We start from the raw sequence: 11613 nt of genomic DNA, 5'->3' as shown, positions 1-11613 counted from the left end.
AAGCAATGATATTGAACTCATAATATTATATCATTATGATAAGATAATTTTATATTATCAAAGTGTGGCCCCATGCATCACGGATTCGGCTAAGGCATGCAGGCCGAGGATGCACGACTCTCCATAGGAGACAAGACCATGAGCGCACTTCCTCGCATATGGCTCACCGACCAGGTGGCAGATCATGTCGCGACGGTGACGATCAACCATCCTCCCGCAAATGTGCTTACACCCCAAGGGCTTAGTGAACTCGAATCAACCCTGGACGATCTGGCCGATAATGATCGAGTGAAGGTCATCATCATCACCGGAACAGGACGGTTTTTCATTGCAGGAGCCGACATCCGGATGTTGGCAGAAATCGGGTCTAGGCCAAAAGGCAAAAAACTGGCTATCACCGGCCAAAGAATTTTCAATAAAATTGCGGCTTCGCCGAAACCCATAATCGCAGCCATCAATGGCATCTGCCTCGGCGGAGGCTTGGAATTGGCATTGTGTTGTCATCTCCGATTAGCTGCTGAAGGAATTCAACTCGGGCTACCGGAGGTGAATCTTGGCCTGATCCCAGGGTTCGGCGGGACGCAACGCCTGCTTCGTCTCATCGGCCACTCGAAAGCTACAGAAATGATTCTGACCGGGGATACGCTCTCCGCAGAGGATGGCAAAACATGCGGACTGATATCTGAGGTTTTCTCTGATAAAGATTTGATGCCTCAGGCTATCGGACTCGCCAGTCGGATTGCCTCAAAAAGTCAAAGTGCTGTTCGAGCAGTCCTTCAAGCCATTCAAAGGGGGTCGGATTTGAAACTTCGTGAGGGATTGCTGGTAGAAGCAACCTTGTTTGGAGAACTTTGCGAATCCGAAGATAAACAAGAAGGGCTGGCGGCTTTTTTAGAAAAACGCACACCGCATTTCAAGGACCTCTGATACCCCAAGTGGTTTAGCGAACCTGTCAGGAAACGAAGGGGGATAGATCAGTTGGTTTTGAAAGATTTCTGCTCAACCTAATCACCACTTTTCCTACATACACAATAACCGGGAGGTCGTGATAGTCTCGTGAATTTCATGAAAGGGAAGCACACGATCAATGAAACTGACCCTTCCTTTGCACCGCTCGACTTCAAAGGTAGTCGGGTCACACCGTTGTTTTGACATACCTGTTGCTCATCTATAGCCCATTCACTCGTTATTGATGTTGTGGGCGTCCCAATTGATTCCTTGTCCTTTTTGGCAAATAGTTCACATTCTATGTCGTTTCGATAAATCCACCCATTCCCTCGCCGCAAGCAATATGGGCACATACCGATACAGAGATGGTAAGGGAAGTCTCGAACTCATTCAGGAGAGCAAAGGAGTACTGACCATGACTTTACCGGAAGTAGGAGCTATTCAATTTCTGCAACCCGCATCATCGGGAGATCATTCACGAAAACAGGTGACCGCCGTGAGTTCCGATGAGGAGAGTGGCAAAGCCAAAAGCCATCGGGAACGAGGTGTCCCCTCTCCTATCCAGGACCAGGTGACCTTGTCGAAGGAGGCTCAGGCATTATCCACATCCAGGCATCCCGCCTCAAAAGGCAATTCCTTCCAGCAACCCTCTTCTCCCTTTGATCGCTGAGGATTGTGAAACGGCCATGATCCGGCAAATGGGACGTCCCATTTGCTGGCATCGGATTTCAAGCAATGCTAGCCTCCTCATTGTTCCTCATTTCCCTTATCCACTTCCATTTGTGCGTTTCTCGATGTATCCGTCCTGATTACCTACGCTCGTAGAGCAGTTCACAAGCTTGTTCGTATCCTTCAATCCATCCTTCCTGATACGCCTGCCCTAAACTTCGTCGAACCTGATCCATTGGCTCTTCGCCTCGAAACGAACCTGGAACGGCCGAGCACACCATCTCCACGGCTATATCCACGAGCCGCTCTCGGCGCTGTTTGAGCTCCACGGACACGAGTTCATCTAACACTTCCTGGCCTCGCTGCATGACAATTTTTTCCAGAAAGGTATCATACCCTTGGGCACGAATGACCCGCTCCCGAATAATGCCTAATTCTTCTTTGATTCTTTGTGTATTGCGTATCAAGACCATAAACAGTTGTTTGCGGGATTCCTCTCGAAGGGTTTCTTCCATTCGTTGCAAGACCACTGACGGAGAAATGGATACTTCCGGCTCAGGTTCCGGATACCCATCCCGTCGGTGCACCATCGGCTCGACATAGCCCAAACGCATTCGATCATACGTCTTTCTGGCATCCGGATCACCCAAAATTTCATAGGCTGCATTGACTTCACGAATTTTTTGTTCAGCCTGACGATTTCCTCGATTGCGGTCAGGATGATATTGAAGGGCCAATGCGCGATAGGCTTTTTTTATCTCATCTTGCGATGCTTGAAGAACGACACCGAGAACCGCATAATAATCGACGACTGGCATTGACTTGTTCCTTACAGAAGAAAATTCTTCACCTGGTTATTTGCGCAGCTTTTGCGAGTATCCACGTTCACTTGTCCCTGAATATTATTTCTCAAAAGCAGCTTTTCCTTCATGACCATTTATTCAAAAGTTCTGTTGATTGGAGCTTGGAATGCTCTCCTGTTCGTTGGGATGGACATAACGCATCAACCGCCATCTCCCTTGAAAGCTTCCATCGAGGGAGTTGCCTCGGCACCATCCACACCCGGGCTCCTCTGGCCACACTCGTCTCCCCTCCCCTCCTCCACTTTTACCACATCACCCGAACCCGTCTCCATTGCCATGCTGCTCAGTCAACCAGCTTCCTATCATCAACAACTCGTGGCCGTTCGTGGAGTGGTCACTCAACCGGAAATGCACCTTACTGACTCAGAGTTAGCCATACGCTTTGTGTTTCGCCTGGCCGAGGGTGAACAATCCATTGTCGTCTTTGGTCAACACGATCGCACGCAAGGCTCACCGTCAATTTCACTGGATCTTTCCGTGGAAGTGATCGGAGTATTTTGGAAAGAACGAGAATTGAATGCCTCACGTGTCTTCAATACGATTGAAGCCATTACGGTCTCTCCCTACCCCTCTCTGATCCCGGATAGTGCTTGAAAAGATCCCCGGCCCGTTTCCCTTCATCACGACAAATATGTTTTTAACTGACAAACAACGTCACCCGTGCCCGGTGACGGATGCGCCTCAGACGGAAACGCTACTGTAAGCACAGCTCGAAGAGTCGGTTCCCAATTGCCGGATTCAAAGTCATCACGGGATAACTCCAATCCTCGCCCGTGTCGATGGATATAATCCACTAAACTCTGTTCGTCCACGAAATTATTTCGACGGACGTAGACCAATGCCGTCTTATCCTGGACCGCGGCGATCACGGTACCATACCCCGGCTTAGTCATGATGATATCGGCCTGTTGACTGATTTCCCCGAATGGCATCGCAAGATCTTCAACACGATGCACCGAGGCATAAGAAGACAAAGATGGGAGTCCGCTTACTAAAAAGTGGAACCCGGCCATTGCGGACATCTGCTCAAGTGGAAGACGGTTGAGCGGCACACCCCCAAAGGCAATGAGGACGATCAATTCATGCTCTCCCACCCCCAAGGCTTTTCGCAGATCATAGCCGTTCCGCGTCCTCAAGGGTGCCGAAGGTCCTACATCAACCGTCGAACCAAAGGCCGGCATCTCGATACCCGGATGGAGGCGGAGGAGAGAGTCTGCCAACCCATAACTGTTACGAATGGTTTTGAGAATCGAACGATGAAGAGCGGAATCGGCTTGCATAAATGGCTCTAACACCCGATCCCAGGACAGCGAGGCAATTCCCACCACCGGGCACTTCGCTTGAGCTGCGCCAGCTATGGCAAGAGGCGAAATATTGGAAATGACCAGACGCGGCTTGGACAATCGGATGGCCTGAGCTTCCTCCTCAACCTTGGACTCCCACTGTGTGTGAAATTTGGTGTAAGCCTCCCATGTTTCCTCCACATCAATATCCAAGGGCCCTCGCTGGACACATCCAATATCTTGTTGGACATCCTGCAACTCCCAACTCACGCGGAGATGACGTTGAAAAAAATCGGCAGGTACCTGGGTGCGTAAAATCACATGCAGGTCATCAATCGCCCCATCTAATTCATTCAAGATTGGCATTAATTGCGCGGCATGCCCAAAGCCATGGGCCGAAATTGAACACCACAAGACCGTCATCGTGTGCTCTTCTCCATTCAAATCACTATTGAATTGGTTGTTGATAAATCATAAACGGGGGAGTTCACTTGCGAGAACAGGCCCAGAGTTCATAGAATCACTTCTGATTTTCTATTCGAGGCTTTTTGGAAGATGCGTTGGTCAGGGTGTAGTCCTATGAACTGGAATATACAATCTATTTTTAGGATGATGTGGACCATTATGCTTTTGATCGGCCTACTCAGCGCATGTACCTCCCATTCAAGAACGCCTTCGCCTTCTTCTCGGTCCTCGCTTCCGGCAACCACCGGAGAATCACCCACCCCCGCGTTAGAAAACCAGTTATTGGCCACGGTTAAACATGCTGAAGGGTTAGGACCGGGAAACCCCCTGCTCTTAACTAGTCTATATAGTTTGGCCACCTATTACGAAGATCGGAAAGAATATGACAAATCCGCTGCGCAATATGAACGGGCCCTCAAATTAAAAGAAACCGCGAATGGCCCAAACCATCCAGACGTGGCGGCCATCCTTCAACGGTATGCTCGAATGTTGCAAGCAGCGAATCGACCATCGGAAGCAGCCAATCTCCGCCTTCGTTCTGAGGCCATCCTCTCTCGCCCCTCGACTCCCATTCCCAGTCAATAAACGTTAGCCCGCCAACCGCGCTCCAGCGCAGCATTTTTGACCCTGTTCCTCGGGTAAGTTTTACCCAGTGTCGGCCTCCTTCCTCCTATTTCTAGGTCGTTTTTGGACTTTTCTGTCACTTTTTCCACTAAAATTTTGGCACAGGAATTGGTTATATCCAGATGAGTTCTTCTATTACCTTGACCAAGGATTCATTCATGAAAAAGTCAGGACAGTCGGACCAACCAACCGGCAAGACACGCAAGAACTCTCCCAAAAAGACCGTGACCAAAAAGCCCTCCACCGAGAAGTATCCTCGTTGCTCTCGATGTGGGTCGCGAACCGTACATTTAGAACAGTTGGAACAGGAACTTCTTGTCACACTCAGCTTGCACTGCCTGATCTGTGGACATTACACCTTCCTTGGTCGCCCCGTGATCCGATTATTGCGCCGTCCTAATGTCACGATTCCAGATTCCATTACACGGCCCGCAGGGGAATAAGAATCATCCACAACAAATTCCTCTGCCTTTCAGCATGGATTTTTTCTACCAGGACTCCGTGCGCAACGTAATCGGAACCAACCCGCCTTGTTCAAGTCCAAGAGTGAGCTGCCGGCAGGCCGTGACGCTCCCACATATGCGTAGATGCGATTGGTCTATATTCGGCACAATAGTTTGAAACCGTGAAATGTCGATTTGTTCGTTTCCGGACACGGAGTGAACCACTCGCTGGATTCGACCTTTCGGATATCCCCAGGAAACCGGCCAGGATCGAGTTAACACTGGTTGATATCGAAAATGTTCGGGGAATTGTTTCTCAAGGGCGACCATTTCTTCATGAAGCATTAATTGCCCCTCATGACGCACACTAGCCACCAGCGTCAGGTGGGCTCCCGCTTTCCCTCCATTTCGACCAAAATTTTTGGCTTTCAAATATCGGGCATACGATAAGAATGGCGTAATCCCCGTGCCGAAGGCCACACAGACCATTCGCATTCCCTCCCATATCCCATCGTCTTCCAGGCGAAGATTCGTAGCCTTACATACCTTGGTATTTTCATACACCAACACGCCCCCCTTCTCTTCATCTATCTGGAGGCGAACTTCTACAGTTTTTCCCTTCTCAAACCAGTCGGTGGCCATTTCCGATTGCCACCAACTGGAGGTATCAGACTGGTCGAGATGGGTATAATTGATGAACGTCTCCAACAAGCGTGGCTCATTGAAGGAGGCATTTGACCGGGAATACATCCGTCTTCGATATTTGCCCGTCCGGTCTCCCCAGGGCTTTGCGAGAAAGGCTGTTCCTGGACGCATGGTATCCCGGAGGGCATATAGTTTTCCGGCTATTTCAACCTCCTCAGGCAGTGCTAACTGGATCAACCGGATTTCTCCTGGATCAATGGTCCGTAACTGATGAATACGTGCGCCGACAACAAGTTCCATTATTATCTCAATCCTCTATGAGAACCACTCACAAGATGACAAGGGATTTCATGGGAAGAATTAGACGGCCAAGAGGGACGACGATGCCATTTGATTCTTCTATTCATATTTATTTAAGATTTCATCTCACCCTGGGATACCCTTTAACAACCAATGAACCAACGTTCCTCCACCCCACCAACACCACCAGGAGATGCGTCATCGTTTCCTCCTAAGGAAATGGCCTTGTCATCTCCCGATGTTAGCCACGAGGTTTCTGCTGAAGCTTCAAACTCTGCCAAAGATGATAGAAAATCCCCTTCCCCTCCCGGCCGAAAACTTTCTTTTTACCTCGAACAAATGTCTCAGGTTCCGGATGTTCGACAAGACAAGATCGCATATTTCCAAAAAGCCATTGACTCACAGAACTATGTCATCTCTGCTGAAAAACTAGCGGATTCACTCATTCAAGAACTTCATCCTCACCCAGAGGAAACCCGACCGCCAACCACATAATAATTTCGTGGCCCCTTAACGGCAGAGTCTTTCCCTCACTGCCCTTTCAAACCGATGGAGTGTCGGTCCATGCATGGGCAATAAGCCATCAAAATACATTCTAGAGTTTTTAACCTGTTCTTGTATATTAAGGTCAGTCCTTTTCTGTTCTCTTCTCCTCATCTTGCCGGTCTGAATTTGGCCTTGTAACATGGCCTCACGCAACCGAAAAGGGAATCATGAATTCGCCATCTCCGCACCTTTCCATAGGTTCAAACTCCATTTGGTTGACCTTTCCCTCCACACCTGAGAAATTGTTAATTCAAACCTATTTATTGGGACTGGGAGCGGATCACTCCCTCCTCTGTGCACTTCCAAAAGATCCGGCACTCATCAGTCTCAGATGCGGAATTCCCTGTAAAGGTCGTTCATGTATCGATGAGGACATTTATGAATTTGAAACAGTCATCCAAGAAATTCTTACACAGCCTCCGACGATTCGATTAGGTGCCCCACCAAACATCTCACGTCAACACCCTCGCTCATTTCCTCGTTTGACGGTCAATATGACTGGAGCCGTTCGACCCCTCAGTGACAAGGGAAATATCCTAGCTGTGCTACCTGTTCAGCTCAGCAATCTTTCCCCGACGGGTTGCCAGTTTCGAGTCGCCCCTTCCGCATGGCCACTCGTCTCCTCATCACATCTCCACATCAGTTGTCGTTTGCCAGGATTCAGCCACTTTTCCAAATTTTCCGGAATGATTGAGTGGGTTGATCCCACGACGGATTTAGTCATTGGCACCAAATTTTCATTTACCTCTACTCAAGACCCCGCCAACCAAGATGTCATGGGGTGGTATACTTCTCAACAAGCCAATTTAATCAACACTACAGCTTGACGGGCTTTGATGCCTAGATTTCCCTCATTATCCTCTCACAATCCCGTTGACTTCCCATTTAATTGGCAGGAAGTTCTTCCGCCTGCCTCACATCTCACCCTCTTTGAATGGTATAACTAGCCACTCTCAACAATTCTGTTCTATTTGACGCATGACAGACTTGACAGTTGCCTGGATATAGGGTTTCTTATTACAATGTTGTTAATTCCCGCATAATTTGGTTACGGTATTAAATCTGCAATTCCAGATATTCTCTCATTTTACCCAGGACGTCTCGCATGGCCGAACCAATTAATAACCGAAACATTATCGATATTACCCCACTTCCTACCCCAAAACAGATGCAGAGTTCCCTCCCCTTGCCCGAAAAAACCGGACAGATGGTTCTCCAATCTCGGCAAGCCATTCGAGACATTCTTCATGGACGAGACTCACATCGCTTGTTAGTCATAATTGGCCCATGTTCGATACACGACCCGGAAGCGGCCATTCTCTATGCTGAACGCCTCAAACTGGTCGCTGATCGCATTCAGGAGCATGCCCTGATTGTCCTTCGAACCTATTTTGAAAAGCCCCGCACAACGGTGGGTTGGAAGGGACTTATCAACGACCCCCATTTGGATGGCTCCTGCGAAATCGGCGGAGGTTTTGAACTGGCTCGCTCTATTCTACTCCGGATCAATAACCTAGGATTGCCATGCGCTACGGAATTTCTGGATCCTGTCACGCCCCAGTATATTTCCGACTTAATTAGTTGGGCGGCTATTGGCGCACGCACCACCGAAAGCCAAACCCATAGAGAAATGGCCAGTGGCCTATCCATGCCCGTTGGCCTTAAAAATGGTACGGATGGGGGACTCCAAGTCGCTCTAAATGCCATGATTGCAGCCCGACATCCTCAAAGTTTCATTGGGGTGAACGCCGACGGCCTCACCTCAGTAATCAAAACAAATGGCAATCCAGACCGACACCTTGTTCTTCGTGGAGGCGGTGGACGAGTCAATTATAATCCGGAAGATATCTCTGAGGCCGTGCGTTGCTTAACGAATGAAGGGATTCGTCGTCCGATAATGGTTGACTGCTCTCATGGCAATTCAGAGAAAGACCATACGCGTCAGGTTCCCGTGGCTCAATCAGTTATCAACCAATTCACCAAGGGCCAACTCTCCATCATGGGCTTGTTAATTGAGAGTAATCTGAAGTCGGGCAATCAAAAATGGGAAGCAGGGAAACCCTTGGAGTGGGGAATATCAATTACAGATGCCTGCATCGGATGGGAAGAGACAGAACAACTTCTTGATGATTTGGGGGAAGCCTTGGATAAGTCGGCTAAAAGTAAGATTTTGGCTTCATAACCAATTAAATGTTCCTTGACGAGTATCGAGAATCTTCATGATTCCTCTTTACACATGACACCTGCCCCCATTTATATAAACGGGTGTTTCAATCCAACCCTAACACACCCCACGGGCCTCGGTTCGGTTAAAAAAGAAACACTGTGATCCCGGGGAATAAACAAAGAAAATTTCATTAGATGAAGCCTGCGGTAAACAAGCTAAGGGTATGGAAGCTTAAGAATTGGAGGATAAATCAGGAAGGGGTTGAATTTTAGAACCGCTGGTTTCATGCGTGTGCTCATGAGTATGGCAGCCTAAATGGTGGCATAACCGGCGATTCCAAAACCCAGCCAGTGCAATCATAGAGGCTCCAGTTACATCAAGAATTATCTCTAACCCACCGCCTGATTCGATCAGGAGATGAGCGGTCATTAACACCACAAGTCCGCAAGCAGTCAAAAGAGCAGGACGGCTATCTCGATGCCTAGGATAGGTCGCCAACAATCCAAAGCCTGCCAATAAGGCTATCACTCCCAAAAACATCCATTCAGTAGTATCGGCCCAAAAGGCTCCTATTATTCCATCAAGACCATCCCAGGAATGTGCAGCTATGACGGGAAGGGCAAGCAATGCCAAAGGCGTCACCGCACAGTGCACAGCACATACCAGAGAAGCGATAGAGCCGGCTTTTGAAAGCCTCGGTCCAAGAGTTTTGATCATTTTATTGGCATTGTGGACACAATCCCGTGAATTCCAATGTATGATCATCCACGATAAATTGGGTCCGTTGTTCAATCAATTTTGTGACTTTTTTTAACGGGCATAACAACAAATCCTCGATCTGACCACAGATCTGGCAACGAATATGATGGTGATGTTCACGCCCTTCTTTCAGTTCATATCTTGCGAGACCTTCCTGGTGAAGGTCCAATTGGAGAACCAGACCTAAATCTTTCAGCACATGCAAGGTTCGGTACACGGTCACTAGATCAATCGCTACTTTTTCCTGGTGCAATTGTTCAAAAATTTCCGTGGCACTTATTGGTTGGCGAGTCCTTTGCAGTAATGCTAGGACGGCTTGGCGAGTACGGGTCATGCGTCGCCCTGTAGCTCGCAGATCTTTTTTGATGCTAGGTTCTAATTTCAACAAGAGATGTAAACCTGATTTTTCGATTCCTTATTGCAAGTTTATTGCAAATAACATATCGGCAAATGATTGTCAATTCCGAGAAAAAACCCCGGAAAGCCGGCTCAAAACATCTCATCATCAAGAATGACTCGATGCCATACCCAACACATACATAGAACATTTACAAATTAAGTTCTCAAGAATGGATTGGATCCGGGAAATCCCCGAAAAAAGGCTGGAAGACCTATCAGATGGGAACTTTACAAAAAGTCAAACTCACGTATTTCGACTAGGGGGGGAAAGGCATTTACCAGTAGGAAGAGCTTTACTCCAGAAGCAAGTCAGCACGTCGGTTAAATTGATGGCATTGATGTTCGTCATCAACTTCACATAGGACCAAGGTATTCCCAAAGGAAACCACATCAAGACGTTTGCGTGAAATTCCTAAATTGGCCAGATATTCTTTGACGGCTTTTGCTCGTCTTACCCCCAGGATCATATTATAACTTTCTGTTCCACGTACATCCGTATGTCCCTCAATTATTAGTTCATAATTCGGAAAGCGGTTCATCCAACTAGCCGTGGCATCCAGACGATCTTGAACTTCTGTTGAAATCTCCCAACTATCGAATGGAAAGTACACAGTGGGGAAAGGATCTACTGGGGGCTTTTCCTGAGATATTCCCGTCTTCGGGCCTTGAGGAATGCTCATGCGTTGTGCAAGTGACGAGGAACCTTCAACTTCCCTTGTCGAAAGAGAGGTCAAAGTGGCCGGGGGGGGGCCTGGCGTCAATAGATCCGCAGACTGATGGGTCATTGAAAGCGATTCACAGCCCCATGTCGCACACACAATAAGAATCCCAAGAAATCGTACAAACATATCGAAACTCCCTTCTTTTTCTCAATTTTTCGGCAATGCACCCCCGAGACTTAAGATTTAAAGATGATAGTCCTATTTTAAGTGGACTATTTGATCCCATTTACAGATTTGAGGAGAAAATGCTGCATTACCACCTCCGAAGAACTCAAAAACAGGGGTGGTCTTAGGAATTCGGACAGAGTGTTTCGCTACAATTTGTGACCAAAGGAGGGTCATGGATTTATGAGTCGACCCCGGAAGAATCACCCTGCGTATTTTAAGGCACAAGTGGCGTTGGCCGCGCTTCGGAAGGATGCACCGATATCGGAGCTGGCGTTAAAATATGGCGTACACGCTACCAACCGTCCTTCACCGCTGGAAACGTGAGGCTCGGGCCTCCATGGAGGCCCTGGTTTTCAGGGAAGTTGGAGAAAAGCCACGCTGATCATGAGGCGTACCTCCATGAGATGCACACCAAAATTGGCCAACTGAGCATGGAACGGGATTTTTTAGTCGATGCCTCCAACCGATTGGGAGCTATTGTCAAATCTAGTGTCTGAGCCGGTGATTACGCGGCGACCGAGTTCATGGTGTTCGGGTCCATGCCATCAATAAACTGAATCCCTTCGATGACCTTCGGCAACTGTTTGAATCCTCGCACACGACGCCACGTCT

The 11613-nt window shown here is 48.3% G+C and carries 14 protein-coding genes and 1 pseudogene; 9 read left to right on the top strand and 6 right to left on the bottom strand.

Features of this window, described 5'->3' with window-relative positions; all coding sequences use genetic code 11:
• The first annotated feature begins 138 nt into the window (after window positions 1–138).
• Both ACTRXD_RS06545 and ACTRXD_RS06540 read left to right on the top strand, forming a co-directional pair.
• Entirely contained in the window at window positions 139–927 is a 789-nt protein-coding gene (locus ACTRXD_RS06545; RefSeq protein WP_442431035.1) for an enoyl-CoA hydratase-related protein, read from the top strand.
• Window positions 928–1363: 436 nt separating this feature from the next.
• Entirely contained in the window at window positions 1364–1618 is a 255-nt protein-coding gene (locus ACTRXD_RS06540; RefSeq protein ID WP_442431034.1) for a hypothetical protein, read from the top strand.
• Window positions 1619–2231: 613 nt separating this feature from the next.
• On the opposite strand, the pseudogene ACTRXD_RS06535 reads toward ACTRXD_RS06540, so the two are convergent.
• A pseudogene (locus ACTRXD_RS06535) lies at window positions 2232–2435 on the bottom strand (DnaJ domain-containing protein); the annotation flags it as partial.
• 111 nt (window positions 2436–2546) lie between these two features.
• Between ACTRXD_RS06535 and ACTRXD_RS06530 the strand changes: the two are divergent.
• A complete protein-coding gene (locus ACTRXD_RS06530; RefSeq protein ID WP_442431033.1) occupies window positions 2547–3074 on the top strand; it encodes a hypothetical protein in 528 nt (175 codons plus the stop codon).
• Between the two features lie 26 nt (window positions 3075–3100).
• On the opposite strand, the gene ACTRXD_RS06525 is transcribed toward ACTRXD_RS06530, so the two are convergent.
• Window positions 3101–4186: a hypothetical protein gene (locus ACTRXD_RS06525; protein WP_442431032.1), complete on the bottom strand. Its 1086-nt coding sequence runs from the start codon at window positions 4184–4186 to the stop codon at window positions 3101–3103.
• Window positions 4187–4342: 156 nt separating this feature from the next.
• On the opposite strand from ACTRXD_RS06525, the gene ACTRXD_RS06520 reads away from it, so the two are divergent.
• The gene (locus ACTRXD_RS06520) at window positions 4343–4813 is read left to right on the top strand and encodes a tetratricopeptide repeat protein (RefSeq protein WP_442431031.1); all 471 of its coding nucleotides are present in this window, start codon (window positions 4343–4345) and stop codon (window positions 4811–4813) included.
• Between the two features lie 197 nt (window positions 4814–5010).
• The gene (locus ACTRXD_RS06515; RefSeq protein ID WP_442431030.1) at window positions 5011–5295 is read left to right on the top strand and encodes a hypothetical protein; all 285 of its coding nucleotides are present in this window, start codon (window positions 5011–5013) and stop codon (window positions 5293–5295) included.
• Window positions 5296–5340: 45 nt separating this feature from the next.
• Here ACTRXD_RS06515 and ACTRXD_RS06510 read toward each other — a convergent pair whose 3' ends face one another.
• Window positions 5341–6240 (bottom strand): hypothetical protein, encoded by a 900-nt coding sequence (locus ACTRXD_RS06510; RefSeq protein WP_442431029.1) that lies wholly within the window; start codon window positions 6238–6240, stop codon window positions 5341–5343.
• Window positions 6241–6393: 153 nt separating this feature from the next.
• Between ACTRXD_RS06510 and ACTRXD_RS06505 the strand changes: the two genes are divergently transcribed.
• The 3 genes from ACTRXD_RS06505 (at window position 6394) to ACTRXD_RS06495 (ending at window position 8968) form a co-directional block, all read left to right on the top strand.
• Window positions 6394–6735 carry a flagellar biosynthesis anti-sigma factor FlgM gene (locus ACTRXD_RS06505; protein ID WP_442431028.1) on the top strand — a complete coding sequence of 114 codons (342 nt, stop codon included), beginning with the start codon at window positions 6394–6396 and terminating at the stop codon, window positions 6733–6735.
• Window positions 6736–6953: 218 nt separating this feature from the next.
• Complete coding sequence (locus tag ACTRXD_RS06500; protein ID WP_442431027.1) at window positions 6954–7613, top strand: PilZ domain-containing protein; 660 nt, start codon at window positions 6954–6956, stop codon at window positions 7611–7613.
• Between the two features lie 278 nt (window positions 7614–7891).
• Window positions 7892–8968, top strand: coding sequence for a 3-deoxy-7-phosphoheptulonate synthase (locus ACTRXD_RS06495; protein WP_442431026.1), 1077 nt, complete (start codon window positions 7892–7894; stop codon window positions 8966–8968).
• A 216-nt stretch (window positions 8969–9184) separates the two neighbouring features.
• Here ACTRXD_RS06495 and ACTRXD_RS06490 read toward each other — a convergent pair whose 3' ends face one another.
• The 3 genes from ACTRXD_RS06490 to ACTRXD_RS06480 all read right to left on the bottom strand — a co-directional run bounded on the left by ACTRXD_RS06490 (window position 9185) and on the right by ACTRXD_RS06480 (window position 10959).
• Entirely contained in the window at window positions 9185–9670 is a 486-nt protein-coding gene (locus tag ACTRXD_RS06490; protein ID WP_442431025.1) for a MerC domain-containing protein, read from the bottom strand.
• Between the two features lies 1 nt (window position 9671).
• Window positions 9672–10046 carry a Fur family transcriptional regulator gene (locus ACTRXD_RS06485; protein WP_312641038.1) on the bottom strand — a complete coding sequence of 125 codons (375 nt, stop codon included), beginning with the start codon at window positions 10044–10046 and terminating at the stop codon, window positions 9672–9674.
• A 358-nt stretch (window positions 10047–10404) separates the two neighbouring features.
• Window positions 10405–10959: an OmpA family protein gene (locus ACTRXD_RS06480; RefSeq protein ID WP_442431024.1), complete on the bottom strand. Its 555-nt coding sequence runs from the start codon at window positions 10957–10959 to the stop codon at window positions 10405–10407.
• A 222-nt stretch (window positions 10960–11181) separates the two neighbouring features.
• Between ACTRXD_RS06480 and ACTRXD_RS06475 the strand changes: the two genes are divergently transcribed.
• Window positions 11182–11325 (top strand): transposase, encoded by a 144-nt coding sequence (locus ACTRXD_RS06475; protein WP_442431023.1) that lies wholly within the window; start codon window positions 11182–11184, stop codon window positions 11323–11325.
• The last annotated feature ends 288 nt before the right edge of the window (window positions 11326–11613 follow it).

Source organism: Nitrospira sp. T9 (assembly GCF_052156535.1).
GTDB lineage: Bacteria > Nitrospirota > Nitrospiria > Nitrospirales > UBA8639 > Nitrospira_E.
This window is presented reverse-complemented; position numbering and strand designations above follow the sequence as displayed.